We start from the raw sequence: 26,066 nt of genomic DNA, 5'->3' as shown, positions 1-26,066 counted from the left end.
ATGTCGGCGCCTGCCCAGGTCCCTGGGGACAAGGCCGTGTGCCTAGGTAGGCCTGTGGACGGCGGTGGGACGAAAGTGGCCACTCGACCGGGGGGCGCGGGTGGGGCGGGCGCGCGAAAGTGGCCACTCGACCGGGGGGGCGCGCGAAAGTGGCCACTCGACCGGGGGGCGCGCGAAAGTGGCCACTCGACGGGGCCGGGGCAGCATGAAGGGGGCCGATTCCTCGCGGAACCGGCCCCCCTCGCTGCAGTCGGCGCGCCGTCAGGCGGGGACGACCTCGAACTTGAGCGTGGCCGAGACGTCGGGGTGCAGGCGGACGGTCGCCTCGTAGGAGCCGGTCGTCTTGATGTGCGTCCTGACCTCGATCTTGCGCTTGTCGAGCTCCGGGCCACCGGCCGCCTTCACGGCGGCGGCGATGTCGGCGTTGCTCACGGCGCCGAAGAGGCGGCCGGACTGGCCCGCCTTCGCCGGCACGGTGACCGAGGTGGCCTCGAGCTGGCCGCGGATCCCCTTGGCGGTGTCGAGGTCCTTGATCGCGCGGACCTCACGGCCCTTGGTCAGGGCGTCGACCTGCTTCTGGCCGCCCTTGGTCCACGGCGTGGCGAGGCGCCGCGGCAGGAGGAAGTTGCGGCCGTAGCCGTCCTTGACCTCGACGATGTCACCGGCGGCACCGAGACCGGTGACCTCCTGCGTGAGAATGAGCTTCATGATGTTCCTCTCCAGTCCTTCTCCGGGCCGGGCTCAGCGAGCCGAGCTCGAGTAGGGCAGCAGCGCCATCTCGCGGGCGTTCTTGACCGCGGTCGCGATGAGCCGCTGCTCCTGGACGGACACGCCGGTCACCCGACGCGCGCGGATCTTGCCACGGTCGGAGATGAACTTGCGCAGCAGGGCGGTGTCCTTGTAGTCGATGTTCTCGACCTTCGCCGCCTTGAGCGGGTTGGCCTTCTTCTTGGGCTTGCGCACAACGGGCTTGGCCATCGTGGTGCTCTCCTTCTGTGAGAGCCCGGGGTTCGTGCCCCGGGATGGGATGTTCTTCTATCTGTCTCGTATGCCGCCGGGCCGGCCGGCAGCGCGTCGTGGCCGCGTCGAGCGAACCGGTCGAGCGGACCGGTCAGCGGCGGATCAGAACGGCGGCTCGTCGTAGGAAGGGGCCGATCCGCCCCACCCGCCCTGGCCACCCTGCGGAGCCGCGGCCGGCTGGTTGCCCCAGCCGCCCTGCTGACCGCCCTGCTGACCGCCGGGAGCGCCCTGACCGCCAGGGCCACCGGGGCCGCCGGAGCCGCCGCCGGTCGCCCACGGGTCCTCAGCCGCGGGGCCGCCGGCCCAGCCGCCGCCCTGCTGGCCACCCTGACCGCCGCCGAAGCCGCCGCCTCCACCGCCGCGCTGGGTCTTGTTGACCTTGGCGGTGGCGCTGCGCAGCGACGGGCCGATCTCGTCGACCTCGAGCTCGACGACGGTGCGCTTCTCGCCTTCCTTCGTCTCGTAGGAGCGCGACTTGAGCCGGCCGGCGACGATCACCCGGGCGCCGCGCGTGAGCGACTCCGCGACGTTCTCGGCCGCCTCGCGCCAGACGGAGCAGCGCATGAACAGCGTCTCGCTGTCCTTCCACTCGTTGCTCTGGCGGTCGAATTGCCGCGGCGTCGAGGCCACGGTGAAGTTGGCCACCGCCGCACCGGAGGGCGTGAAACGCAGCTCCGGGTCGGCGGTGAGGTTGCCGATGATCGTGATGACGGTGTCGCCTGCCATGGTCGCCTCCTAGGGTGTGACGAGGGTCCGGTGGTCCGGTGGGATCAGGCGCCGGGGCGCAGCAGCTTGGTGCGCATGATCGACTCGCTGAGGCCCAGCTGGCGGTCGAGCTCCTGCGCGGTGGCCGGCTCCGCCGTCATGGTGACGACGACGTAGATGCCCTCGGACTTCTTCTTGATGTCGTAGGCGAGACGGCGACGGCCCCAGATGTCGACCTTGTCCACGGTGCCACCGTCGTTCTTCACGACGGTGAGGAACCGGTCCATCGTCGTGGCGACCGTGCGCTCCTCGGTGTCGGGGTCGAGGATGACCATGAGTTCGTACTGACGCATGCTGGTAACCCACCTCCTTCGGTCTTGGCGGTCACGGGTCTTTCCCGTGACAGGAGGGCTGCAAAGCGTCCCACCGTGCCTCGCGCGTCCAGAGTGGCAGATCCGACCGACAGTGCTCGGTCGTTCTCCACAGGGGGCAACGGACACGGTGAACCCGCACAGACTACCGGCCGGCACGGCATACGCCGAATCGCCCCATGCAGGCCACGACGTCCCTGACAACCCGACGCGACGCAGGACCGGCTCACGAGAAGCGGACCTGCAGGCGATCCGGCTCGCGCGCGAGCACCCCGGCCAGCTCGTCGGGCTCCGCGGCGTCCTCGCGCCGAGGTAGGCGGGCCCGGGCCCGCAGCCACACGGCCACGACGAGCCACCCCACGGCCGTCAGCCGCACCATGGCGAAGAAGGAGTACCACGAGTTCGGCAGCCCGCGGTCCGGCACCGTGGTGGCGGCGATGACCAGCCACACGGCGACGAAGTTGAGCGCCTCGGCACCGGCCCAGAGCAGGTGGTCCCGCCAGGGCAGGGCGCACAGCGCCACGAGCGGCACGAGCCACAGCGAGCTCTGCACGGGAAAGGACTTGCCGGTCACGAGGACGACCGCAACCATCACGAGCGAGACCTCGGCGACGGTCGGCCGCCGCCGCACCGCGAGGGCGAGCACCGACCCGACGAGCACCGCGAGCACCCATCCGGCCACCGCGAGGCCGGTGACCACGCCGTCCGGCAGCGGGTGGCCGCCCAGCTGCGGCAGCAGCCAGGGCGAGCCGTAGCCCGGCCCCGCCGACGCCCAGCCCTGGTAGGCGGAGCGGGCCGCCGCCGGGTTGAGGACGAAGAGCCCGGACAGCACGGCGCCGAAGACGAGCGCCGCGCAGCCGATGGTCCGCCCGAACTCCGGCAGCCGCCCAGCCCGCAGGGCGAGCAGGCCGATCGCCACGACGATGAGCACCGGATAGGAGCGCGCGCTCGTCGCGAGGCCGAGGAGCACGCCGGCGAGCACCAGGCGGCGGCGGCCCCACGCCACCATGCCGGCCGTGGCGAGCGCGACGCCGAGGAGGTCCGCGGACAGGAAGAGGGTCAGCGCCACGACCGGCGACAACGCGACGTGCGCCGCCGCGAAGGACGGCCGCACCGACGCCGCCACCAGCCAGATCGTCACGAGCAGGGCGACGGTGAGCAGCACGGCCCACAGGGCGAAGAACCACTTGACCCGCGCGGGGTCCCGCAGCGCCTGCGGCAGCTGCGACTGGTCGGGCACGAGGCTCGCGACCGTGGTGAGGACCAGGCCCGTGAGCGGCGGCTGCCCGGTCGTCGGCGCCCCGGCGCCGCCCTGGAGGTATGCCGCGAGGCCGCCCCGCACGCCGGCGTCGCGGTAGGTGCCCGGCAGGTCGGCGTAGCACGCGTTCCAGAACTGCTCGGTTCCCACCCAGCCGGACCGGATGCAGGGCACGCGGATAAGAATGCCGAGCCCCACGGGGACGGCGGCGAGGGCCGACAGGAGCGCGGCCACGACGACCCACGGCAGGGAGCGCTGGGCGGCATACCGCCCGCGTGGGCCGCCGATGACCTCGGAGGCGGCCGTGGCGACGGGATCGGAGCCCGGGGTGGCGCTCACCCCCGGCTTCATCCGCTGCCGGCCCCGACCACCGTGGTCGGGACCGGTGCGGCCACCGCACTGCCGCCCGCCACGCCGGGGGTGGGGGTCAGGCGGGGCCGCGGCCCGGAGCGGGCCGTGGTCGTGCGGGTCTGCGTCGGCGTCGTCCTCGGCCGGCGCGTCGTCGTCGCGGGTGGCGGCGTCGTGGCGGTCGGCCCGGCCGTCGAGGTCGGCGCGGTGGTGGCCGGGGTGCTCGGCGGCTGGGTCGTCGACGGGGTGTCCGTCCTCGGCAGGTCCGTCGTGGTCGGCGGCGCGTAGGTCGTCGTCGGAGGGATCCGGCGGTCGCCCACACCGACGCGTTCCGGGAACTGGAGCACCGGCACGCCGTCGAGGACGGGGGTGAGGAAGTCGAGGAAGATGTCCGCCGGGATGGTGCCACCGGTGAGGTTGTAGCCCTCGCTGTCGGTCATCGTCGTCGCGTTGCCCTGGGCGTCCGGCTTGTACATGCCGACCGAGACGGCGAGCTGGGGCACGAAGCCGGAGAACCAGATGGACTTGTTCTCCTCCGACGTGCCGGTCTTGCCCGCGACGGGGCGCCCGAGCCGCTGCAGCTTGGTCGCCGTCCCGCCCGGCTGGACCGTCTGCACCATGGCGTCGGTCACGTCGGCGGTGACGTCCTTGTCGAAGGCGCGCTGGCTGGTCGGCTTCACGGCATACCGGTAGTCGCTCGTGGTCGACGTGATGCTCTTGACCAGGTAGGGCTTGGCCCGCACGCCCTGGGAGGCGATCGTCGAGTAGGCCGACGCCATGTCGATGACGTGCGGGGCGGAGCTGCCGAGCACGTTGGTGAGGCTGTCGTCCAGCCCCGGCGTGGAGGCCGGGATCCCCGCGTCGATGGCCGCCTGCCGCGTCTTGGCCGGGCCGACCCGCTCGTTGAGCTCGACGAACGCCGTGTTGATCGACCGGGCCACCATGCGGCGCATGTCGACCTGACCGTAGGAGCGCTGGCCGAAGTTGTTGATCGTGACGTTGCCGAACTGCTTGGGCGAGTTGCCGTCGAACTTCGTGCGCGTCGAGATGCCGTCGCGGACGGCGGCGAGGACGGCGAAGGGCTTGAAGTTGGATCCCGCCTGCAGGATCGCCTGCGTGGCCGCGTTGAGCTGGCTCTTGGCGTAGTCGGCCCCGGCATACATCGCCACGACGGCCCCGTCTCCGGGCCGCACCGCGACGAGCCCGCCGCGCACCCCCTGCGGCAGGTCCTTGCCCATGGCGGCGACCGCCGCGTCCTGCGCCTTCTTGTCGACCGTCGTCGTGATCCGCAGGCCGCCCTTGGCGAGGTCGTCCTCCGTCAGGCCCAGGGTGAGCAGCTCCTTGCGGACCTCGGCGCTGATGTACCCCGCGGGGCCGGCGCCGAAGGTCGAGCGCTTGACCGGCTGGATCGTCGGCAGCTGGGCATACTTCGCGCGCTCGGCCGCGGTGAGCCAGCCCTCCTCGACCATGCCACCGAGGACGTAGTCGTAGCGCCGCTCGAGGTTGGTCCGGGCCTTGTCGCCGGCGGCTGGGTCGTAGAGCGTCGGGGCGTTGATGATCGACGCGAGCACCGCCCCCTCGGGGACGGTGAGCTGGCTCACGCTCTTGTTGAAGTAGGCCTTCGCCGCGCTCTGGATGCCGTAGGCGCCGCGGCCGTAGTAGATCGTGTTGAGGTAGTTCTCGAGGATCTGGTCCTTGCTCAGCTGGCCGTCGATCTTGACCGAGATGAGGATCTCGCGGAACTTCCGGCTCAGGGTCCGGTCCTGGCTGAGGAAGTAGTTCTTGACGTACTGCTGGGTGATGGTCGAGCCGCCCACCTGCCGTTCGCCGCTGACGCCGGACTTGATGGCCCGCAGGATGCCCGCCGGGGAGACGCCGTTGTTGGAGTAGAAGGAGCGGTCCTCGGCGGCGAGGTGGGCGTACTGGACCGCCTTGGGCACGGCCGAGATCTTCACCGACTCCCGGTTCCCGTCCGCCACGACGAGCCGGTCCAGCTCGGTCTTGCCGTCGGCGTAGTAGACGATGGAGACCTGCGCGTTGGCCATCTCGTTGGGCTGCGGTATGCCGACCCGCTGGTAGGCCAGGTACGTCGCCGCCGCGCCCAGGACGAGCAGGACGAGGGCCGCGAGCGAGCCCCACTTGAGCAGCCCGACCGCCCACCGCCTCCAGCCGGTGCGCCGTGCCTTGGGCCGGCGGCCCCTGTCCGTGGCCGGGGCCGCCGTGCTGCTTGAAGTCACTCCACCACTCCCGTTCCGTGTCGACCCCTGAGCCGAGGAGCCGCGGCATTCAGTATGGACCGGCGAACCTGTGCAGACCGAACCGTCGCCCTGCCGTATGCCGCCGCGCATCGTCGGCGCGTCGATGTATCGTCGCGATATATCTGGCCTGTAGTGTCCGACGAACACCAGCAGGCCGAGCCGACAGCGCAGCGGAAAGGAGGGCCGTGCCCCGCCCGGAGCCTCGCCCCCGCACCGCACGTCGCGGCCAGCTCCTCGAGTTCGCCGTGCTGGGCCTGCTCCACGACGGGCCGCTGCACGGCTACGAGCTGCGCAAGCGGCTCGGCACGGCGCTCGGCATCTTCCGGGCCCTGTCGTTCGGCTCGCTCTACCCGTGCCTACGGGCGCTGGTCGAGGCCGGGCTTCTCGCGGCGAGCACGGCGGACGCGGACACGGGCGCATCGACGAGCCGGCGGCCGCGGATCGCCTACGAGCTGACGGCGGCGGGCAAGGAGCGCTTCCAGGCGCTCGTCGCCGGTGCGGGACCGGAGTCGTGGGACGACGACGACTTCGACGTGCGGCTCGCCTTCTTCTCACGGACCGAGGCGCAGGTGCGCCTGCGCATCCTCGAGGGCAGGCGGTCGCGCCTCGAGGAGCGGCTTGCCCTGATCCGCGAGGCGTCGCTGCGCGGCCGTGAGCGCATGGACAGCTACACCCTCGCCCTGCAACAGCACGGCGAGGACCGGGCCGAGCGGGAGGTCCGCTGGCTCGAAGAGCTCATCTCCGCCGAACGCCGGCACACGGCATACGGCAGCAATCTCCAGACCCAGCCACACACCAAGGAGTGACCCATGGGATCCATCCGCGTCGCCATCGTCGGCGTCGGCAACTGCGCGAGCTCGCTCGTGCAGGGCGTCGAGTACTACCGGGGCGTGTCGGGCGACGACACCGTGCCGGGCCTCATGCACGTGATGTTCGGCGACTACCACGTCGGTGACGTCGAGTTCGTCGCCGCCTTCGACGTCGACGACAAGAAGGTCGGCAAGGACCTCTCCGAGGCCATCAACGCCTCGGAGAACAACACCATCAAGATCACCGACGTGCCGACGACCGGGGTCGAGGTCCAGCGGGGGCACACCCTCGACGGCCTCGGCAAGTACTACCGGCTCACGATCGAGGAGTCGGCCGCCGAGCCGGTCGACGTCGTGCAGGTGCTCAAGGACCGCCAGGTCGACGTCCTCGTCTCCTACCTCCCGGTGGGTTCCGAGGAGGCCGACAAGTTCTACGCCCAGTGCGCCATCGACGCAAAGGTCGCCTTCGTCAACGCGCTCCCCGTCTTCATCGCCAGCGACCCGGAGTGGGCCGCGAAGTTCGAGGCAGCGGGCGTGCCGGTCATCGGCGACGACATCAAGAGCCAGGTCGGGGCCACGATCACGCACCGGGTCATGGCCAAGCTGTTCGAGGACCGCGGCGTGGCCCTCGACCGGACCTACCAGCTCAACGTCGGCGGCAACATGGACTTCAAGAACATGCTCGAGCGCGACCGCCTCGAGTCCAAGAAGGTGTCCAAGACGCAGTCCGTGACGTCCAACCTGCACGGATCCCTCGGCGGCAAGATCGAGGACCGCAACGTCCACATCGGCCCCTCCGACTACGTCCAGTGGCTCGACGACCGCAAGTGGGCCTACGTCCGCCTCGAGGGTCGCGCCTTTGGCGACGTGCCGCTCAACCTGGAGTACAAGCTCGAGGTGTGGGACTCGCCCAACTCCGCCGGCATCATCATCGACGCCATCCGCGCCGCGAAGATCGCCAAGGACCGCGGCATCGGCGGCGCGCTGCTGTCGGCCTCGTCCTACCTCATGAAGTCCCCGCCCGAGCAGCGTCCCGACGACCTCGGCCGTGCCAAGCTCGAGGCCTTCATCGCCGGCACCGAGCCTCGCTGACGGCAGGGCTGACCGCAGGGCTGACCGCAGGGCTGACCGCAGGGTCGACCGCGCCCGTATGCCGTCGGGCCCCCTCCCGCCCGGGAGGGGGCCCTTCGCCTGCCCCGGCACACCGCTGTCCTGACGCGGCGTCGCACCATGTGGACAGCAATAACGCCATCGGCGGCTCGGCTCGCACAATGTCAGGCACACCGGGCCGGCGACCTTGCACCTGGCCTGCATGCGAGAGGACCGATTCATGGCGACACCCCGACTGGGCGACATCGCGCCCGACTTCCAGGCCGAGACCACCGAGGGCCCGATCAGCTTCCACGACTGGAAGGCCGACAGCTGGGCCGTGCTCTTCAGCCACCCCGCCGACTTCACCCCCGTCTGCACCACCGAGCTCGGCCGCGTCGCCGCGCTGCGCGACGAGTGGGAGCGCCGTGGCGTCAAGGTCCTCGCCGTGTCGGTCGACGGGCTGACGGACCACCAGGCATGGAAGGGTGACATCGAGCAGGTCGGCGGCGCCGCGGTCGGCTACCCGATCATCGCCGACGAGTCCCGGCGCGTGTCCGAGCTCTACGACATGATCCACCCGGGCGAGGGGGACACCTCCGGAGTGCGGTCGGTCTTCGTCGTCGACCCCAAGAACACCGTGCGCCTCACGCTGACCTACCCCAAGAGCGTCGGTCGCAACTTCGACGAGGTGCTGCGGGCAGTGGACGCGCTGCAGCTGACCGACCGCGGCCCGTTCTCGACCCCGGCGGACTGGAAGGACGGTCAGCGCGTCATCGTCGCTCCCGCCCTGTCCACGGAGGACGCCCGGGCCCGGTTCGGCGAAGACGTCGAGGAGGTCCGGCCCTACCTGCGTTACACCTCCGCACCGCGCTGATCACCGGGGGGCGACCCCCCACCAGTCGAGTGGCCACTTCCGTGCACCCTCCTCCCAGTCGAGTGGCCACTTCCGTGCAACCACCCCGTCGAGTGGCCATTTCCGTGCAACCAAGTCCGTGCGCAAGTGGCCACTCGACAGTCCGGGCCGTGCGCAAGTGGCCACTCGACACTTTGGGGCGTGCGCAAGTGGCCACTCGACAGTCGGGGGGCGTGCGCAAGTGGCCACTCGACGTGCGGGGAGGGCGTACGCGCCGGTAGATCACGCGCGCGGCTAGGGTGACGTCCATGTCACAGGAAGTCGTCTCCGATCTGGTCGCCAACGTCATCGGCGTGTCCGTCGCGGTGGGCGACCGGGTCGAGGCGGGCGACGAGGTCGCCCTGCTCGAGTCGATGAAGATGGAGATCCCCGTGCTCGCCGAGAGGCCGGGCACGGTCAGCGCCGTCAAGGTGCACGTCGGCGACGTCGTCCAGGAGGGCGACGTGCTGGCCGTCATCACCTGACCGCCGGGGGCCGCCTCGCTCAGGGCAGGTTGACCACGACCGCCGTGGCGTTGTCCCGGCCGCCTGCGGCGACGGCTCGCGCGACGAGCTCGGCGGCGGCCCGGCCCGGGTCGGGGCACTCCCGGAGCACGGCGGCAAGCTCGTCCGCAGACAGCTCGTTGGACAGCCCGTCGCTGCACAGCAGGAAGCGCGCGCCGCTCGCGGGCTGGAGCAGCCATACGTCGACCTCGCCCATCGGCTCTCGGCCGAGGGACCGCGTGACGATGTTCCGCGCCGGGTGGACGGCAGCCTCCTCGGGTGTCAGCAGGCCGAGGTCCACCAGCTCCTGCACCTCCGAGTGGTCGACGCTGACCTGGGCCAGCGTGCCGTCGGACCACTGGTAGACGCGCGAGTCGCCCAGGTTGAACACCGCCCACCGCGGCTCGCCGTCCACCTCGACGCAGGCAAGACCCGTCAGGGTGGTGGCCATGCCCTCCTGCTCGGGGTGGTCCGCGGCGGAGGCAAGGATCCGGTGGTTGGCCTCCACCACCTGCCGCACCACATCCTCGACCCGCACGGACGGCCGATCGGCGAGCTCGGCGAGGGTGTCGACGGCGATCGCACTGGCCACCTCCCCAGCGGCGTGCCCGCCCATCCCGTCGGCCACGACGAAAACCGTGCCGACGGCTCGGGCACTGTCCTCGTTGTGCGCGCGCACCCGGCCGACGTCGGTGGCCACCCCCGCCTCGGGCACGACGGCCTGCTCGTCCATGGGCCCATCCAACCAGCGACCCGACGCGCCCGGGCCACGACAGGCAGCGACACTCAGGGACCGGTCAGTTCCAAGGTCCGTCCCCGGTCAGCCGCGCTCGGCCCACCAGGCGAGCAGCCGCTCCCGGGCCGCCTCCTTGCCGAGCAGGCCGTCGTCGAGGCGCACCCCGAGGAGGAACCGGTAGGCCTCCCCGAGCACGGGCCCGGGCCGGATGCCCAAGGTCTCGGCGATCTCGTGACCGTCGAGCTCCGGCCGGACCGCGGCCAGCTCCTCCTCGGCCGCCAGCCGCTCGATCCGGGCCTCGAGGTCGTCGTAGGCGCGGGCCAGCCGCTGGGCCTTGCGGACGTTGCGGGTCGTGCAGTCGCTGCGGGTGAGCCGGTGCAGCCGGGGCAGCAGCGGCCCCGCGTCGGTCACGTAGCGCCGCACCGCGGAGTCGGTCCACTGGCCCTCGCCGTAGCCGTGGAAGCGCAGGTGCAGCTCGACGAGCCGGGCCACCTGCCCCACCGTCCCCTTGTCGAACCGCAGCGCCTTGAGCCGCTTCGCGGCGAGCTTGGCACCGACCAGCTCGTGGTGGTGGAACGAGACGCCCCCGCCGGCCTCGAAGCGGCGGGTGGCCGGCTTGCCGATGTCGTGCAGCAGCGCCGCCAGGCGCAGCACGATGTCGGGGCCGGGCACCGACTCGGGGGGTCCGCCGGCCGGGCCCTCGAGCGCGATGGCCTGCTCGAGCACGATGAGGGAGTGCTCGTAGACGTCCTTGTGCCGGTGGTGCTCGTCCACCTCGAGGCGCAGCGCCGGCAGCTCGGGCAGGAAGACGTCGGCGAGGCCCGTGTCGACGAGGAGGGTGAGGCCGGCCCGCGGCCGGGGTGCGAGGAGCAGCTTCTCGAACTCGTCCCGGATCCGCTCCGCTGAGACGATCCCCAGCGACGGCGCCTGGTCCACCATGGCGGCCCGCACCTCCGGCGCCACCTCGAAGCCGAGCCGCGCCGCGAACCGCGCCGCCCGCAGCATCCGGAGCGGGTCGTCGCCGAAGGACTCCTCGGGCGGCGCCGGTGTGCGCAGCCGACGCCCCGCGAGGTCGGCCAGCCCGCCGTGCACGTCGACGAACTCGAGCGACGGCAGCCGCAGGGCCATCGCGTTGACGGTGAAGTCACGTCGCACGAGGTCGCCCTCGAGCGTGTCACCGAACATCACCTCGGGCTTGCGCGAGGCCCGGTCATAGACGTCGGCCCGGTAGGTCGTGATCTCGAGCAGCCTGGTGCCCTTGCGCAGCCCGATCGTGCCGAAGGCGCGCCCGATGTCCCAGTGGGCGTCGGCCCACCTCGCCGCCACGGCCAGGATCTCGTCGGGGCTCGCGTCGGTCGTGAAGTCGAGGTCGGGCGGCACCCGCCCGAGGAAGGCGTCGCGCACCGGCCCCCCCACGAGCGCCAGCTCGTGCCCGGCCCGGGTGAACAGCTCACCGAGCTCCTGCAGCAGAGGAAGCACCGGGGCCAGCTGCGCCACAGCCGCCCGCAGGAGCGGGAGCTGGTTCGCGTCGGGCTGCGTCAGGACGGGACGGTCGGGCACCGGACCAGCCTAGGCGACCCTCGGACGTGGGCCGCCCGGCGACGAGGGCCGCGGACCGTATGCCGCCGCGCCCGGACCGTATGCCGCCGAGCCCGGACCGTATGCCGCCGAGCCCGGGGGTACGTCGCCGCGCCCGGCGGCATACGGGCTGGCCACCCGGTCAGGGGTGCGTCCCGCGCACCCAGGGAATCCAAGGGGAACTGGCTATGGTGGCGATGTGAGCGCGCAGACCGTCCCCGGGCCCGTCCCGGGCCGGCGGCTGCCCGCCGTCGAGGAGCGCTCCGCGGGCGGCATCGTCGTCGACATCCAGGACGGGTGCGCGCTCATCGCCATCATCGCGCGGCGCAACCGCGCAGGCCGGATCGAGTGGTGCCTGCCCAAGGGCCACGTCGAACCCGGGGAGACGCTCGTCGAGACCGCCGCGCGCGAGGTGGCCGAGGAGACCGGCATCGAGGGACGCGTGCTCATCGAGCTCGGCACCATCGACTACTGGTTCGCGACGTCGACCAAGCGCGTGCACAAATACGTCCACCACTACCTCCTCGAAGCCACCGGCGGCGAGCTGAGCATCGACAACGACCCCGACCACGAGGCCATCGACGTGGCGTGGATCCGGCTCGACGAGGTCCATCGCCGCCTCACCTTCCCCAACGAGCGCCGCATCGCCCAGGCGGCGTGGAACCGGCTGGCAGGCACTGCGTGAGGGCTCGGCGGTGGCGTCGCGCGGCAGCCCGCCTCGTCGCCACCCTCTGCGGGGGACTCGTCGTCGCCGCCGGCGCCCTGACCGCCACCACGGCGGCCGCCGGCCCGCCGGCCGGGAAGGCGCCGCGCGCCCTCTCCGGAACGGCACCCGCGGCCACCCCGGCCGCGGACCGCGTGGTCGTCTCCCTCTCCTCCGTGTCGCCGGCCGTCGTGACGCCCGGGGACCCGGTGACCATCACGGGCAGCGTCACCGCGCCCGCCTCCGCCCCGCTCACCGGCGTGCGCGTGCGCCTGGTCCAGGGCCGTGCCGGCCTCGACACGCGGGAGGCCGTCGAGGCCTGGGCCACGGGCAACGGTGCCGCCGCCGGCGCGGTGCTCGCCACGGCCGCCGTCGCCGACCTGCCGGCCGGTGGCCGCGGCGCCTTCACCCTGCGCCTCGGCCGAGGGGCGGTGCACCCGGCCGCGCCCTTCGCCGCGCTGCCGGTCGCCCTGGAGGTATCGGCCGCCGGGCAGGCGGACCCGGTCGGGGTCACACGGACCTTTCTCGCCTGGCACGCCCGCAAGGAGTACGAACCGCTCTCCGTCGCGACGGTCGTGCCGCTCACCCTCGACCCCGACACCGCCCTCTTCGCGGCCGACGGCACGGCGCGGGTCGCCGCGTGGGAGTCCGCTGTCGGTCCGGCGTCCCGGCTGCAGCGCATCCTCGACGGCACGCGTGGCCAGCCGGTGACCTTCGCCGTCGACCCAGCGGTCCTCGCCCCGACCCCCGGCCGGGCGTCACCGGCCGCCACCACCACGCCGCCCACCACGCCGCCCGCCGCGAGCGGCCCGGCGCCCTCGTCCCCGACCCCCTCCTCGCCGACCCCTTCGTCCCCGGCGCCGGACCAGAGCGGACCGGCCCCCGCCACCCCGACGCCGACGCCGACGGAGCCGGCCACCCCCGGCGGCGTCGTCGACGCGACCATCACGCGGTTGGCCGCGAGCCTCGCTGCAGGCCTCGCCGGTCGCGACGTCTGGGCCCTGCCGTATGCCGATGCCGACCTCGCAGCCACGGTGGGCATCGACCCGACCGATCCCCTGGTCCGCGACCTCGTGGGGCGAGCGCAGGCCGTCGGCGCCACACTCGGCCGGTCGGTGCGCTCCGACGTGCTGTGGCCGGCCGACGGGCTGCTTCCCCCGGGCCGGGAGGCCGGGCTGCGCACGATGCTCGCCGGCACGCCGGGTGCCCAGCCTGCGGCCATCCTCGTCAACGCCGCGGCCATCACGGCGACGGCGGCATACACCCCCTCCGCCCGCCGGCTCGCCTCCGGCGGCACCCCGCTCCTCGCCTGGGACCCGCGCCTGTCCGCCCTCCTGCCGAGCCGGGGCGACGCCTCTCCGGCGCAGCGCACCCAGCGCTACCTCGCAGAGACGCTCGCCCTGCTCGGGGAGCGCCCCGGCACACCGCGCACGCTGCTGCTCGCCGCGCCTCGCAACTGGGACCCGGACCCGGCCGGCCTGCAGGCCTTCCTCGTGGCGACGAGGGCGCCGTGGCTCACGGTGCTCGACGCGTCCCGCCTGCTCGACGCGCCCCAGGAGCCGGCGTTCGCGCAGCAGACGCCCGCCACCACCCCCACCCCGGCGGCGCCGGCGCCGGCCCTCACCCCGTCCCGGCTCGGCCAGATGGCCGCCGATCGCCAGACGGTGCTGCGGGTGGCCACGGTCCTGCGCGACGGCGCCGCCTTCGCGGACACCTACGGCGCGCTGCTCGACGAGCTGGCGAGCACGCGGTGGCGCTACCGGCCGAGGTCGTGGCTGGAGCTGCGCTCGTCCGTCGCCGCCGAGATCGCCGCGTCGACGAGCGCGCTCAAGGTCGTGGTGCGCAGCGTCAACTTCCTGGCCGAGCACGGCAACCTGCAGGTGACGGTGGAGAACGGCCTGGACTTCACCGTCGAAGGGATCCGGCTCGTGCTCGCCCCCACGAACCTCCGGATGCAGGTCCTCGAGCAGCCGGCCGCCATCTCCGTCGGGCCGGGGTCCAAGACGACGGTCACCGTGCCGGTGCGGGCGGTCGCGGCGGGGCAGGCGGACATCCGCGCCTTCCTCACCACCGCGGACGGGACGCCCATCGGCCAGCCGGCGACGATCCCCGTCGCCGCCAACCCGCTCGACGCCCAGATCTACTGGATCGGCGGGATCATCGCGGGCCTGGTCGTCATCGCCGGCATCGTGCGCACCGTGCTGCGCGGAACGTCGCGCATCGACGAGATCGGCCGGGTCGAGGCCCGGCCCGGCGGCCCGGTCGATCACCACGCGGGGATCGATTCGCACTCGCCCTAGGATGGCGACAGGAACACGCAGCAAGGGGTTCGCATGCACGGGGTCGGTCCGGGGTCGGTACTCGCGGGGCGGTATGCCGTCGCCCTCCGCACGTCGGAAGGGACCTTCCACGAGCGCTGGCGGGCCACTGACACGACCCTCGAGCGTGACGTCGTGCTCGTGTGCTTCTCCACCGACTCACAGGTGGCGGCGGCCACCCTCGACGCCGCCCGGCGCGCTGCCGGGGTCGAGGACCAGCGGCTGGTCCGGGTCCTCGACGTGGGTTCAGACGGGGGCGTGTCGTTCATCGTCGAGGAGCCGCTCACCGGTGGCCAGCCGCTGTCCCACCTGCTCCAGGGCGGGGGCCTGCCCGCCGACGAGGTGCGCCGGCTCGTCGGCGAGTCCGCGACGGCGCTCGAGAAGGCCCGGCACCGCGGCCTGCACCACCTCGCCCTCTCCCCGTCGTCCCTCGTGCGGATGCCGGGTGGGGAGGTCAAGGTCCGGGGGCTCGCGACCGAGGCCGCCCTGACCGACACCGAGATCGCGTCCGACGGGCGCGCCTCCCGCGTCGACGCCGTGGGCCTGGTCAAGCTCGCGTATGCCGGTCTCACCGGCCGCTGGCCCCAGGCGGTCTCCGAGCGTGGTCGCAGCCCTCAGCGGGTCGGTCTCGAGCCGGCGCCGAGCATCGTCGGCGGCGTGGCCGCACCGTCGGAGATCGCCGTGGGGGTGCCGGCCGACCTCGACCTGCTCTGCCGGCTGACCCTCAACGAGGACAGCGGCCCCGTGTCCCCGGGTGACCTGGCCGTCCAGATCGCCCCATGGCCGGCCGGTCCGCCGACGTCGGAGGCGTCTGCCGGCATCGGGCTGCGCGCGACCGCACGGCCTGCCGAACCGACCCTCGCGGTGCCGCCACCCGGGGCGACGAGGGTCCTGCCGGTCGTCGGCGCCTCCGCGGCGGGCGGCGCAGCCACGGCCAGCGCGCCGACCGGCCCGGCCGAGCACCCCGAGAAGCACCCGGGTGCCGCCATCGCCGCGGCCGGTGCGGCGGCGGGCGCGGCCGCCGCCGGGGTGGCCGGCGCGATCGGGGACAAGGTCGGCTCGTTCGCCCGGGCGGCCGCCGACCGGGCCGCCGCTCGCGCGGCCGAGCGCCGCGCCGTGCACGACCGCTTCGACGGCGAGGACATCGCCCTCACGGACGCCCTCGAGGAGTCGCCGGTCGAGGAGCTCGAGCCGCCCGTCCCGCTGATCGCCGCCCCCGCCCCGGAGGGCCCTTCGGGCACGCAGTCGCGCATCGCCCTCGCCATCGTCGCCGCCCTCGTCCTCGTCGCGCTCGTCATCGGCGTGCAGAACGTCACCCGCATCGGCCAGCACGACCCCACGGGCGCCGCCCGGCCCACCGTGACCGTCACGTCGCCGCGGCCCACCACCACCCCGGTCCCCAGCACGACCACTCCGGCTCCGCCGGCGAGCACTCCGCCGGCCGGCCCCATCGCGGTCGTGTCGGCCAAGGGCTTCGACCCGCAGGAGGACAACACGGAGGCCGACGGCATCGCGCCGCTCGCGGTCGACGGCAAGCCCGAGACCGTCTGGCGCTCCCGGTGGTATGGCACCGACACCTACAACGGCAAGAAGGCCGGCGTGGGTCTCGTCCTCGACCTCGGGTCGGCCGCCACCATCCGCGAGGTGCTGCTCACCCTGCCGGCCCCCCAGGACGTCACGGTGTATGCCGCCGACACGGCCAGCCTCGAGGGCGCCCAGCAGGTCGGCGCGACCACCGGCAAGGCCGGACCGGTCACCCTCACCGCGCCCCCGGGCCTGAAGCCGGCGACCAAGCTGCTCGTCTGGGTGACCAAGCCGGCGCCGGCCGAGTCGGCCAACCACTTCCGCGCCCAGATCGCGGACGTGGCGGTGCGCTGAGCGTGCCGTCGCACGCCCCCTCCGACCCACCCCTGCCCCCGACCTCGGCCGTCGAGCCGGGCGACGCCGAGCTGCTGCGGCTGCACTGCGCCGGCGACCCGGCCGCCTTCGGCGAGCTCTTCCGCCGACACCGAGACCGGATGTGGGCGGTGGCACTGCGCATCTGCCGCGACCCGGAGGTGGCCGCCGACGCGCTGCAGGACGGCTTCCTCTCGGCCTTCCGCCGCGCCGACTCCTTCCGCGGGGAGGCTGCGGTGACGACGTGGCTGCACCGGATCGTCGTCAACGCGTGCCTGGACCGGCTCCGGCGCCAACGGCCCACGAGTCCGCTGCCGGAGCGTGAGCTGGCCGACCGCCACGACGAGCATGCCCGGACGGACGAGCGGCTCGACGTCCACGAGGCGCTCGCCCGGCTCCCGGAGGGTCAGCGGGCGGCGATCGTCCTCGTGGACATGCACGCGGTGCCGGTGGCGGAGGCGGCCGCGATCCTCGGGGTCGCAGAGGGGACGGTCAAGTCCCGGTGCTCCCGCGGACGCGCGGCCCTCGCCGCCCTGCTCGACGTGCGCGCGGACCGGTCGCGAGCGCCGCGATGACGCTCGCGGCACCGCCCGGGTCACGGGAACCGATCCACCCTCCGGAGGCGTCCCATCCCGAGCGCAGGAGGAGCAGGGCGGCAGCACCGCAGCGACCCAGGAGACGACAGGAGGCGGACGCCGTGGACGATCCGGCAGACCTCTCGGGAGGCACCTCGCGCAGCTCCGGGGAACCGCTGCTCGACCCGGCCGTCGAGAGCCGGGTCCGCAGGCTGCTTCGCGCGCACGCGACCACTGGGGACGTCGGGCCGATGCCGGCCGACGTGGCCGAGCGGATCGAGGCGGCGATCACCGAGCAGGCCCGGCTCCGCATCGCGTCCGGCCCCCTCCGAGGGACCGCCCGAGCGGCCACGCCGTGGGGGCTCGGCGTCCCTGACGAGCAGAGATGGATGCGTGCCACCCCGGGCGGCCAGCGCCCGCGCTCCCGCCCGCTCTATGCCGCCGCCGCCGTCGCGGCGGCCGCCGTGGTCGTGGTCGCCGGCGGCTCTGCCCTGCAGGCCAGCCGCGGCCCCGTGGACGCCACCGCGGCCGTGGGTTCGCCCCCCGCCCGCCAGCCGGGCAGCACGGCGGCGGGCACGCCGACGGGCACCTCGGCGGCCTCCTCCCCGCCGACCCCGCCGCGGGTCACCATCACGGTCAGCCGGACGGCCTACGACGGGGGCACCCTCGCCGCGCGGGCCGCCCGCCTGCTCACGGCGCCGCCGGCCGCCCTCCGCGACGGCGCGGCCGAGGCGCCCGCGCTCGGGCCCATCGCCACCCGGATCGGGCTCACGAGCTGCCTGCACGCACTCGGCGAACGCAGCGCGGACTCCGTGGTGGCCGACCTCGCGACGTATGCCGGGGCACCGGCCGCCGTCGTCGTGGTGACCCGGGGGTCCGGCGCCTCGGCGCGATCCACGGCATACGCGGTGCAGCGCCGGTGCACCACCGGCGACCCGGCCGTGCTCGCCGGGCCGGTTCCCCTGCCCTGACCGCAGCGGAGTCCGGCGGCGGGGGCGGCGGACGGCCCGGCCCGGGGCGCCGCGCGACGGCCCCGGGAACAACGACCGCCTAGGATCGGTTGAGCCAACAGCACCCGTTCCGACCCTGCCCGGGAGTTTCTCTATGTCCGAGGACGTCCGCCACGTCATCATCATCGGGTCCGGCCCGGCCGGCTACACCGCTGCCGTCTACGCCGCCCGCGCCAACCTGCGCCCGCTCGTGCTGGAGGGCGCCGTCACGGCCGGCGGCGCCCTGATGAACACGACCGAGGTCGAGAACTTCCCCGGCTTCCGCGACGCCATCATGGGCCCGGACCTCATGGACAACATGCGCGCCCAGGCGGAGCGCTTCGGCGCCGAGCTCGTCACCGACGACGCCACCGCGGTCGACCTCGAGGGCGACGTCAAGACCGTCACCGACGGCGCGGGCAACGTCCATCGCGCCCACGCCGTGATCCTCGCGATGGGCTCCGCCTACCGCGAGCTCGGCCTGCCGGACGAGAAGCGGCTCTCCGGCCGCGGGGTGTCCTGGTGCGCCACCTGCGACGGGTTCTTCTTCCGCGACCAGGACATCGCCGTCGTCGGCGGCGGCGACTCCGCCGTCGAGGAGGCGACGTTCCTGACCAAGTTCGCCCGGTCGGTGACGATCATCCACCGGCGCGACACCCTGCGGGCCAGCAAGATCATGGCCGAGCGGGCCCTGACCAACGACAAGATCCGCTTCGCGTGGAACTCCACCGTCACCGGCATCTCCGGCGAGGACAAGGTCACCGGCGTGACCCTCACCGACCCCCGGACCGGCGCGACGCGCGAGCTGCCCGTCACCGGCCTCTTCGTCGCCATCGGGCACGACCCGCGCAACGAGCTCGTCAAGGGAGTCGTCGAGCTGGACGAGGCGGGCTACGTGCTCGTCGAGGGTCGCTCCACCCGCACCAACGTGCCCGGTGTCTTCGCCTGCGGCGACCTCGTCGACCACACCTACCGCCAGGCCGTCACCGCCGCCGGCTCCGGCTGCGCGGCCGCCCTCGACGCGGAGCGTTACCTCGCCGCCCTGGAGCAGGTGACGTCGGGCGCCAGCGAGCTCGCCGACGCCGTCGCCGCCCAGACGGCACCCGTCTGACCGCCCGCAGCCCGATCGACCAGATCGGCCTGAGCCCATCGACCTGACCCGATAGACCCGGCCGGCGCCCCCGCCCGGCCCGCCCACCACCCGCAACAGCACCTTCGGAAGAGGACCTCCATGGGACAGATCAAGGAAACGACCGACGCCGCCTTCGCCGACGACGTCCTCATGAGCGACAAGCCGGTGCTCGTGGACTTCTGGGCGGAGTGGTGCGGGCCCTGCCGCAAGGTGGCGCCCATCCTCGAGGAGATCAGCGCCCAGCACGGCGACCAGCTGACCATCGTCAAGCTCGACACGGACGCCAACCCGGCCACCCCGGCGCAGTACGGCGTCGTGTCGATCCCGACGCTCAACGTCTATGTCAAGGGCGAGGTCGTCAAGACCATCGTCGGCGCCCACCCCAAGCCCAAGCTGCTGCGCGAGCTCGCCGACTTCATCTCCTAGCACGGCCCCGCAACACCACCGAGGGGGCGGGTCCGCGTGCCGCGGGCCCGCCCCCTCCGCGTACTACGCTGTGCATCGTCCGGCTCCCGTCTGCGCCCGCAGCACCCATTCGTCCGGGCCTGCGCCGGGTGGAAGAGGCCCCAGCCGCGCCCCGGAAGGAGACCCAGCATGACGCCACAGCCGTCCGTCGTGCTCCGTCGCGGCGACTCCGGACCCGCCGTGGCCGACGTGCGGGACCGCCTCGTCCGAAGCGGCGACCTCGCCCCCGACGCCGCCCAGGCGGGACCGGACCGGGCCACCGCACTCTTCGACGAGCGTGTCGAGACCGCGGTGAAGTCCTTCCAGCAGCGCCGTGGGCTGCTCGTCGACGGCATCGTCGGACGGGCGACGTATGCCGTGCTCGACGGCTCGAGGTGGGCGCTCGGCGACCGCGTCCTGCGCTTCATTCCCGAGTACTTCCTCGAGGGCGACGACGTCGGCCAGCTGCAGGAGCGCCTCGTCCAGCTCGGCTTCCGCCCCGGCAAGGTGGACGGCATCTTCGGCCCCGAGACCGAGGCCGCGGTGTGCGCCTTCCAGACCGCCGTCGGGCTCGTGCCCGACGGGACCGTCGGCCCGGAGACCATGCGTGCCTTCGCTGGCCTCGGGCGCAGCATCACGGGCGGCTCGGCCAACGCGCTTCGGGAGCGCGAGCACATCCGGCGCAGCGGGCACAGCCTCACCGGGCGCACCATCGTCCTCGACCCCGGCCACGGCGGCGGCGACGCGGGAGCCGTCGCGGGGGCCGTCGCGGGCGGCCTCACCGAGGCTGACCTCGCTCTCGACGTCGCCCGCCGCGTCGAGGGGCGCCTGTCCGCCCACGGGGTCAACGTCGTGTTCACCCGCACGGAGCTGACGGACGCCGGGTCCGACGAGGACCGGGCCGCCTTCGCCAACTCGTGCGGGGCCGACCTGCTGCTCAGCCTGCACTGCGACCACGCGACGAACGGCCCGGCCCACGGGGTCGCGACGTTCTTCTACGGCCATGCCGACCGGGGTGCCGACCAAGGCGGCTGGTCGACGATCGGCGAGCGTTTCGCCGACCTGCTCCTGCGCGAGGTGGTCGCGCGCACCGGCCTCACCGACTGCCGCACGCACCCACGCACCTGGGCGCTGCTGCGGCGCACCCGGATGCCCGCCGTCCGCCTCGACTTCGGCTACCTCAGCCATCCGCTCGACGCCGCCCGGCTCGCCGAGGCTCACACGCGCGACCGGATCGCCGAAGGCGTCGTCGTGGCGCTGCAGCGGATGTATCTCGGTGAGGCGGACACGACCCGCACCGGCGTCCTGCGCCTCGACGACCTGCGCCGGCACCTCGAGGAGGTGCGCGCCGCCGGGCACGGGTGACGACCAGCGCCCTGAGTCGTGAGGTCTGGCGACGGTCAGCTCGTCGAGCGGGCTCGCGTCGCGCCGTCCGGCGGGCCCTGCGGCACCGGCCGCATCCCCGGGACGCGGGCCAACGCGCGCGAGAGCAGCTCGGCCGCCTCCTCGCGCACCGTGAGGGCCGTGCGCAGATCCATGCGCAGCCGCGGGTATGCCGGGTGCTCGCGTTCGACGCGGAAGCCCACCTCCTCGAGGAACGGCACCTGCAGGACGCAGCCGTGCGGGGCCCTGGCGAGCGCGCGCGCGCCGATCGCCTCAATCGCTCGGGCTCGGTGACGGGCGGCCTCCTTGGCCGCCGCCTGCACGAGCGCCTTACGCAGCGCCGTACCGGGGTTGCGCCTCGGCACCGCAGCGGTGAGGAGCATGACCGTCGCCGGGTCGGCGGGCGCCGTGGGGAAGGCGGCGAGACGGGGCACGTGCCGCGCCGGGGCGACGAGGACGTAGCCGGCCGGCTCACCGTCGACGTAGGCGATCCGCCCGGGCGGTCCCCAGTCGGACCCGACCCGCGCCACCCAGTCGGCCAGGGTCTCGAGCGGGTCGTCCGCGGAAACATGACCGTTCGACGGCAGGGTCTGCCAGAAGGTGCAGGGAGCGCAGCCGGACAGCAGGTCGGCAACCCGGTCGGGGGTGACCGCTCGCAGCTCAGCCATCCGCTCGACCACCACCGCAAGCGCGCATGACACCCATTGTCTCCCTCTGTCGTCTGACCTCCACCAGCGGGTCGACGGGTTCGCCGCAGCGCACGCCGGTCCCTGCGGCATACGGCGGATTAGGCTGCCGACATGAGTGCAGAGCAGGGCACCTATGTCGAACCGTCGTTCGAGCGCGACACGAATTACATCCCGACGCGGATCACCGTGGACGGCCGCGACGGCTATCCCGTCCAGGCGGGCCGCTACCGCCTGATCGTCTCCCGGGCGTGCCCATGGGCCAACCGGACCATCATCGTGCGCCGGCTGCTCGGGCTCGAGGACGCCCTGTCGATGGGCGTCTGTGGTCCCACTCACGACAAGCGCTCATGGACCTTCGACCTCGACCCGGGCGGGGTCGACCCGGTGCTCGGCATCCCCCGGATCCAGGACGCCTACTTCCGCCGCTTCCCCGGCTACTCGCGGGGCATCACCGTGCCGGCCATCGTCGACATCCCGTCCGGCGCCGTCGTCACTAACGACTTCAAGCAGATCACCGTCGACCTCGAGACGGAGTGGCGCGACTTCCACCGGGACGGCGCCCCCGACCTCTACCCGGAGGCGCTGCGCGAGGAGATCGAGGCGATCTCGAAGCCGATCTACACCGAGGTCAACAACGGGGTCTACCGCTGCGGGTTCGCCGGCACGCAGGACGCCTACGACGCGGCCTACGAGCGGCTCTTCGACCGGCTGGACTGGCTCGAGGAGCACCTGACGACCCACCGCTACCTCGTCGGTGACACCATCACCGAGGCAGACGTCCGCCTCTTCACCACGCTCGCCCGCTTCGATCCCGTCTACCACGGGCACTTCAAGTGCAACCGCAACAAGCTGATCGAGATGCCGGCCCTGTGGGGCTACGCGCGCGACCTGTTCCAGACTCCCGGCTTCGGCGACACCATCGACTTCACGCACATCAAGGCGCACTACTACGTCGTCCACCGCGACATCAACCCGACCGGCATCGTGCCCGCGGGTCCGGATCTATCCGGCTGGGCCGAGCCGCATGGCCGGGAGTCGCTTGGCGGCTCGCCCTTCGGCCAGGGCACGCCGCCTGGGCCGGTGCGCGAGGACGAGCTCGTGCCGGCCGACCACAACCCCGTCCTCGCCGCCGTCGCCGCGTGACGGGGCTCCTGCCGGGGCGTGAGCGGGCCCCGTCGGTGAATGGGGCATCGCGCGGCCTTCGCCCAGCACCCGCGGTGCGGCCCGGGATCGTGGGCATGCCGGACGTCTCGTCCCCCTCAGCGATCTCCGCTGGGCTCGTGCACCTTGGTCGCCGTGCACAGGAATACGCCAAACTCGCGGTCACCCTTGAGGATGGTCGTGGCGTCGACGAAGCTGACGTCACCGAACCCGGCGCGGGCTAACTGCTCGGCAAGGCGTTGCCTGTCGAATCCGTGATGTCCGTCAAAGTCGACCTTGTCGGCGTGGAAGGCGCCGTCGGGATCCGCGTCAAGGTCCGCGATGAACAGCCGACCACCGTCGATCAGTAGCCCAGCCACGGACCGCAACAGTCGATCCAGGTCCTGAACGTGGTGCAACGCCATCGAGCTCCATGCCAGGTCGTAGTGCCCATCGAGCCGGTCCATCGTCAGGTCCGCCTGGACGGCGCGTAGGCGGTCGCTGAGCCCGGCCGCCTGGATTCGCTGCCGTGCGACCTGCACCATCCCAGCGGACGGGTCGGTTACGACAACGGAGCCGACCAGGTCGGCGAGCAAGACGCTCAGCCGACCAGTGCCACCGCCGACGTCAACAGCGCTCAGCCGCGGGCTCGGCTCCACGGCCTCCTTGATGGCCCGGGCCACCGCCACCTGTCGCTCCTCGTGGCCCGGGTCGGCGTCCCACGTCGATGCCGCGTCATCGAATCGCTTGTGTGCGTGCACGTCCTCGACCCTAGCCCCGCCCCTTCCCAGCCAGAGCGTCTACTGGGCGGGTCCAACCCGAGACGGTGCCTGGCAGGCACTCGTCAGACGTTTCCCGTAACCGCTTGACGCCGACAGGCGGCGCTGGGACGCACTTCCGACGGCTGCGAAGGGCATCCTGGTCTCGATGATCGCAAGCGGACCACGCCCGGTGAGCAGACGCGGCTCAGTCTGTGCAGTCCACCGCGACGGCGAGGGCGGCGCAGATCTGACGCATCCGATTATCCGCCACCCGTCCCAGTCGCTCGACGAGGATCGCGATCGAGACGCTCTCGACCGAGTCCAAGTTGACCGCGGACCGAAGCGGCACCGGGTCGTCGCCGGGCTCGAGGAGGACCTCGCTCGGGAGACCTCGGATGGTGGTCGTGCAGGGGGCGATCAGTGCGCGGCGATGGCGCGGGATCACGGCGTCACGAGAGAGGACCACAACGGGTCTACGGCCGATCTCGGCCATCTCGCACCACCACACCTCCCCACGTGCCGGCAGGTCCGTCACGAGGCCGCAACCGCACGCCGGAACGAGGCCAAGTCTCCCCACTCGTCTGGTTCGTCGAGCGGGTGCGCGTCGTAGGCGGCGTAGCTGGCGTCCACCTCGACCGCACGATGCCGAGCCAGCAAGGCAACGAGGGCTTCGTCGACCAGCGCGGAGTCCGGCTTGCCGGACGCCATGCGGGCGCTCTCCAGCAGGTCCGCGTCCACCGTGGTACTCAGCCGTGTGCGACTCATGCCACAATCATGCCACGAGTAGTGATGAGGCGCCACGCCACGCCCTTCACGTCGCGACCTGCTTGGCCATAGCTCTCGATGTCCGCCCCTCCCGCACTGAGCACCACCCGCTCCTCGATGGCGCGCGCAGCTTGCAGGCATCCATCCGTCTCCCCGCATCCCCCCAGATCGAGGTCGACTCCGAGCGGTCAAGGCGGTCGACTGGCGGCGATGTGACGCGGGTCTGAGCCGCGCGACGCGCGGCATGACCGTGCACGGGTCGCCGATGACCTTGCGCCCGCAACCCTGCTGTGATGGGCCTCGACCGCAACCTCCTTCCTACGGCAGGGTCGATGCTCGCACTGTCGCTGCTCTTGCCCGTGCTCCGTGACACTGCAAACCTGAGACACCAATCCGGGCGGAGGCACTCATGGGCAAGTTGATCTACGCAGCCAACACCTCGCTCGACGGCTATCTCGAGGATGAGACCGGCTCCTTCGAGTGGTCGGTACCTGACGAGGAGGTGCACGCGTTCTGGAACGAGCATGAGCGGCATATCGGCACGTCGCTCTACGGCCGCCGCATGTACGAGACGATGCGCGTGTGGGAGAGCGACGACTGGCTCGCGACCGAGCCGGCCGTCGTCCGCGAGTACGCGCAGATCTGGCGTGACGCCGACAAGGTCGTCTACTCCACGACGCTCGAAGCGGTGTCGACGGCGCGGACGAGAATCGAGCGGCGGTTCGATCCTGAGGCGGTACGGCGGCTCAAGGAGAGGTCCAGCTCGGACCTGAGCGTCGGCGGGGCGGCCCTCGGGGCTGAAGCGTTCCGGCATGGACTGGTCGACGAGTGCGTCCTGCTCCTGTGCCCCGTGCTCGTGGGCGGCGGCAAGCCTGCGCTGCCCCGGGGCCTACGACTCGACCTCGAGCTGCTGGACCATCGACGCATCGGCAACGGCGTGGTGTACGTGCGCCACGCGGTACGCGGCGCTACCTGACATCCCTGGCAGCTGTCGCAGCTGTCGCGTTGGTCGCGAAGCGCCGCCCGCTCTGCTCCTTCTGCACCTGCGGCACGTCGCCGCGGGGGCGCTCGGCCGGCGCACGCTCAACCTGTTGCCGAGCCGGAACCTGCGGTGGTCGTTGCCGCCCTCGACCATGCGCCGCAGCGGGAGTCCGGCCCATCGCGGGAACTGCTCGGTCAGCAAGTGCCGGACCAGGCGCCCGAATGCCGCATGATCGAAGGGTCGACATGCGGCGCAATGACGCACAGCTGTGGCCCGACCTCACCTTCGCAGGCAGGTGCTAGCATTGCTGTCAGGGGGTGGTGAGATGAGCACTCTTACGATCAGAAAGCTGGACGAACGCACGCACGCTTGGCTGCGAGGACGGGCCGCCGAGCACGGTCGTTCGGTCGAGGCCGAGGTCAGGGCAATCCTGGACGCCGCGGGCAACCGTCCCGAGCGCAACTTCCTGCTGTCCTTGCACGCCTCCATGGCCGAGGGCGGTGGGGTCAATCTCGAGGTGACCCCACGTACCGACCAGCCACGCCCGCTCGAGCTGTCGTGATCATCGCTGACACCGATGTGGTGTCGGAGTTCATGAGGGACACACCCGATCCGGTGGTACTCGGGTGGGCGCAGTCGATCGAGGCACCGGACCTCACCATCTGCGTGGTCACGGTCGAGGAGATCGAACGCGGGCTCGGGCGGCTTTCCGATGGGCG

At 72.7% G+C, this 26,066-nt stretch carries 27 protein-coding genes; 15 read left to right on the top strand and 12 right to left on the bottom strand.

What is annotated here, in order from left to right; all coding sequences use genetic code 11:
* Positions 1–261: 261 nt before the first annotated feature.
* From rplI to VFJ94_RS03235, 6 genes are all read right to left on the bottom strand, one after another.
* Entirely contained in the window at positions 262–708 is a 447-nt protein-coding gene (rplI, locus tag VFJ94_RS03260; RefSeq protein ID WP_325002750.1) for a 50S ribosomal protein L9, read from the bottom strand.
* Between the two features lie 33 nt (positions 709–741).
* Positions 742–978, bottom strand: coding sequence for a 30S ribosomal protein S18 (gene rpsR / locus VFJ94_RS03255; protein ID WP_013494395.1), 237 nt, complete (start codon positions 976–978; stop codon positions 742–744).
* 144 nt (positions 979–1,122) lie between these two features.
* Complete coding sequence (locus VFJ94_RS03250; RefSeq protein WP_325002748.1) at positions 1,123–1,746, bottom strand: single-stranded DNA-binding protein; 624 nt, start codon at positions 1,744–1,746, stop codon at positions 1,123–1,125.
* A 44-nt stretch (positions 1,747–1,790) separates the two neighbouring features.
* Positions 1,791–2,078, bottom strand: coding sequence for a 30S ribosomal protein S6 (gene rpsF, locus VFJ94_RS03245; protein WP_325002747.1), 288 nt, complete (start codon positions 2,076–2,078; stop codon positions 1,791–1,793).
* Positions 2,079–2,322: 244 nt separating this feature from the next.
* A complete protein-coding gene (locus tag VFJ94_RS03240) occupies positions 2,323–3,693 on the bottom strand; it encodes a hypothetical protein (protein WP_325002746.1) in 1,371 nt (456 codons plus the stop codon).
* Positions 3,694–3,701: 8 nt separating this feature from the next.
* Positions 3,702–5,939 (bottom strand): transglycosylase domain-containing protein, encoded by a 2,238-nt coding sequence (locus VFJ94_RS03235; RefSeq protein ID WP_325002745.1) that lies wholly within the window; start codon positions 5,937–5,939, stop codon positions 3,702–3,704.
* Between the two features lie 206 nt (positions 5,940–6,145).
* On the opposite strand from VFJ94_RS03235, the gene VFJ94_RS03230 reads away from it, so the two are divergent.
* From VFJ94_RS03230 to VFJ94_RS03215, 4 genes are all read left to right on the top strand, one after another.
* Positions 6,146–6,766, top strand: a complete 621-nt coding sequence (locus VFJ94_RS03230; RefSeq protein ID WP_325002744.1) for a PadR family transcriptional regulator — start codon at positions 6,146–6,148, stop codon at positions 6,764–6,766.
* Positions 6,767–6,769: 3 nt separating this feature from the next.
* On the top strand, positions 6,770–7,861 hold the full coding sequence (locus VFJ94_RS03225) for an inositol-3-phosphate synthase (protein ID WP_325002742.1): 1,092 nt from the start codon (positions 6,770–6,772) through the stop codon (positions 7,859–7,861).
* Positions 7,862–8,099: 238 nt separating this feature from the next.
* A complete protein-coding gene (locus tag VFJ94_RS03220; RefSeq protein ID WP_325002741.1) occupies positions 8,100–8,735 on the top strand; it encodes a peroxiredoxin in 636 nt (211 codons plus the stop codon).
* Between the two features lie 287 nt (positions 8,736–9,022).
* A complete protein-coding gene (locus VFJ94_RS03215) occupies positions 9,023–9,238 on the top strand; it encodes a biotin/lipoyl-binding carrier protein (RefSeq protein ID WP_325002740.1) in 216 nt (71 codons plus the stop codon).
* A 19-nt stretch (positions 9,239–9,257) separates the two neighbouring features.
* On the opposite strand, the gene VFJ94_RS03210 is transcribed toward VFJ94_RS03215, so the two are convergent.
* Both VFJ94_RS03210 and VFJ94_RS03205 read right to left on the bottom strand, forming a co-directional pair.
* The gene (locus VFJ94_RS03210; RefSeq protein WP_325002739.1) at positions 9,258–9,989 is read right to left on the bottom strand and encodes a PP2C family protein-serine/threonine phosphatase; all 732 of its coding nucleotides are present in this window, start codon (positions 9,987–9,989) and stop codon (positions 9,258–9,260) included.
* Between the two features lie 87 nt (positions 9,990–10,076).
* Positions 10,077–11,552: a CCA tRNA nucleotidyltransferase gene (locus tag VFJ94_RS03205; RefSeq protein ID WP_325002738.1), complete on the bottom strand. Its 1,476-nt coding sequence runs from the start codon at positions 11,550–11,552 to the stop codon at positions 10,077–10,079.
* A 217-nt stretch (positions 11,553–11,769) separates the two neighbouring features.
* Here VFJ94_RS03205 and VFJ94_RS03200 point away from each other — a divergent pair, with 217 nt between their 5' ends.
* The 8 genes from VFJ94_RS03200 to VFJ94_RS03165 all read left to right on the top strand — a co-directional run bounded on the left by VFJ94_RS03200 (position 11,770) and on the right by VFJ94_RS03165 (position 20,992).
* Positions 11,770–12,255, top strand: coding sequence for an NUDIX hydrolase (locus VFJ94_RS03200; RefSeq protein ID WP_325002737.1), 486 nt, complete (start codon positions 11,770–11,772; stop codon positions 12,253–12,255).
* Entirely contained in the window at positions 12,252–14,573 is a 2,322-nt protein-coding gene (locus tag VFJ94_RS03195; protein WP_325002736.1) for a DUF6049 family protein, read from the top strand. The genes VFJ94_RS03200 and VFJ94_RS03195 overlap by 4 nt, the downstream gene beginning before the upstream one ends.
* A 33-nt stretch (positions 14,574–14,606) precedes the next feature.
* Positions 14,607–16,469 (top strand): hypothetical protein, encoded by a 1,863-nt coding sequence (locus VFJ94_RS03190; RefSeq protein WP_325002735.1) that lies wholly within the window; start codon positions 14,607–14,609, stop codon positions 16,467–16,469.
* A gap of 2 nt (positions 16,470–16,471) precedes the next feature.
* Positions 16,472–17,062 (top strand): RNA polymerase sigma factor SigM, encoded by a 591-nt coding sequence (sigM, locus tag VFJ94_RS03185; protein WP_414654550.1) that lies wholly within the window; start codon positions 16,472–16,474, stop codon positions 17,060–17,062.
* Between the two features lie 122 nt (positions 17,063–17,184).
* Complete coding sequence (locus tag VFJ94_RS03180) at positions 17,185–18,033, top strand: hypothetical protein (protein WP_325002734.1); 849 nt, start codon at positions 17,185–17,187, stop codon at positions 18,031–18,033.
* A gap of 133 nt (positions 18,034–18,166) precedes the next feature.
* Positions 18,167–19,162, top strand: a complete 996-nt coding sequence (gene trxB / locus VFJ94_RS03175) for a thioredoxin-disulfide reductase (protein ID WP_325002733.1) — start codon at positions 18,167–18,169, stop codon at positions 19,160–19,162.
* Positions 19,163–19,282: 120 nt separating this feature from the next.
* Positions 19,283–19,609 (top strand): thioredoxin, encoded by a 327-nt coding sequence (gene trxA / locus VFJ94_RS03170; RefSeq protein ID WP_325002732.1) that lies wholly within the window; start codon positions 19,283–19,285, stop codon positions 19,607–19,609.
* 168 nt (positions 19,610–19,777) lie between these two features.
* Positions 19,778–20,992, top strand: coding sequence for an N-acetylmuramoyl-L-alanine amidase (locus VFJ94_RS03165; protein ID WP_325002731.1), 1,215 nt, complete (start codon positions 19,778–19,780; stop codon positions 20,990–20,992).
* A gap of 35 nt (positions 20,993–21,027) precedes the next feature.
* Here the strand turns inward: VFJ94_RS03165 and VFJ94_RS03160 are convergent, their stop codons facing one another.
* On the bottom strand, positions 21,028–21,678 hold the full coding sequence (locus VFJ94_RS03160) for an N-acetyltransferase (protein WP_325002730.1): 651 nt from the start codon (positions 21,676–21,678) through the stop codon (positions 21,028–21,030).
* A 132-nt stretch (positions 21,679–21,810) separates the two neighbouring features.
* Here VFJ94_RS03160 and VFJ94_RS03155 point away from each other — a divergent pair, with 132 nt between their 5' ends.
* Entirely contained in the window at positions 21,811–22,842 is a 1,032-nt protein-coding gene (locus VFJ94_RS03155) for a glutathione S-transferase family protein (protein ID WP_325002729.1), read from the top strand.
* 116 nt (positions 22,843–22,958) lie between these two features.
* Here VFJ94_RS03155 and VFJ94_RS03150 read toward each other — a convergent pair whose 3' ends face one another.
* From VFJ94_RS03150 to VFJ94_RS03140, 3 genes are all read right to left on the bottom strand, one after another.
* Positions 22,959–23,600, bottom strand: a complete 642-nt coding sequence (locus VFJ94_RS03150) for a class I SAM-dependent methyltransferase (RefSeq protein WP_325002728.1) — start codon at positions 23,598–23,600, stop codon at positions 22,959–22,961.
* 205 nt (positions 23,601–23,805) lie between these two features.
* Positions 23,806–24,108: a type II toxin-antitoxin system PemK/MazF family toxin gene (locus VFJ94_RS03145; protein ID WP_325002752.1), complete on the bottom strand. Its 303-nt coding sequence runs from the start codon at positions 24,106–24,108 to the stop codon at positions 23,806–23,808.
* A gap of 23 nt (positions 24,109–24,131) precedes the next feature.
* Complete coding sequence (locus VFJ94_RS03140) at positions 24,132–24,365, bottom strand: antitoxin MazE5 (protein WP_325002726.1); 234 nt, start codon at positions 24,363–24,365, stop codon at positions 24,132–24,134.
* 409 nt (positions 24,366–24,774) lie between these two features.
* On the opposite strand from VFJ94_RS03140, the gene VFJ94_RS03135 reads away from it, so the two are divergent.
* Positions 24,775–25,341, top strand: coding sequence for a dihydrofolate reductase family protein (locus tag VFJ94_RS03135; RefSeq protein ID WP_325002725.1), 567 nt, complete (start codon positions 24,775–24,777; stop codon positions 25,339–25,341).
* 331 nt (positions 25,342–25,672) lie between these two features.
* Entirely contained in the window at positions 25,673–25,909 is a 237-nt protein-coding gene (locus VFJ94_RS03130) for a FitA-like ribbon-helix-helix domain-containing protein (protein WP_325002724.1), read from the top strand.
* Positions 25,910–26,066: the final 157 nt, after the last annotated feature.

Origin of the sequence: Intrasporangium sp., from assembly GCF_035688975.1 — a bacterium.
Classification (GTDB): domain Bacteria; phylum Actinomycetota; class Actinomycetes; order Actinomycetales; family Dermatophilaceae; genus CALMNV01.
Note: the sequence above shows the minus strand (reverse complement) of the source record. Positions and strands in the feature narration are given on the sequence as shown.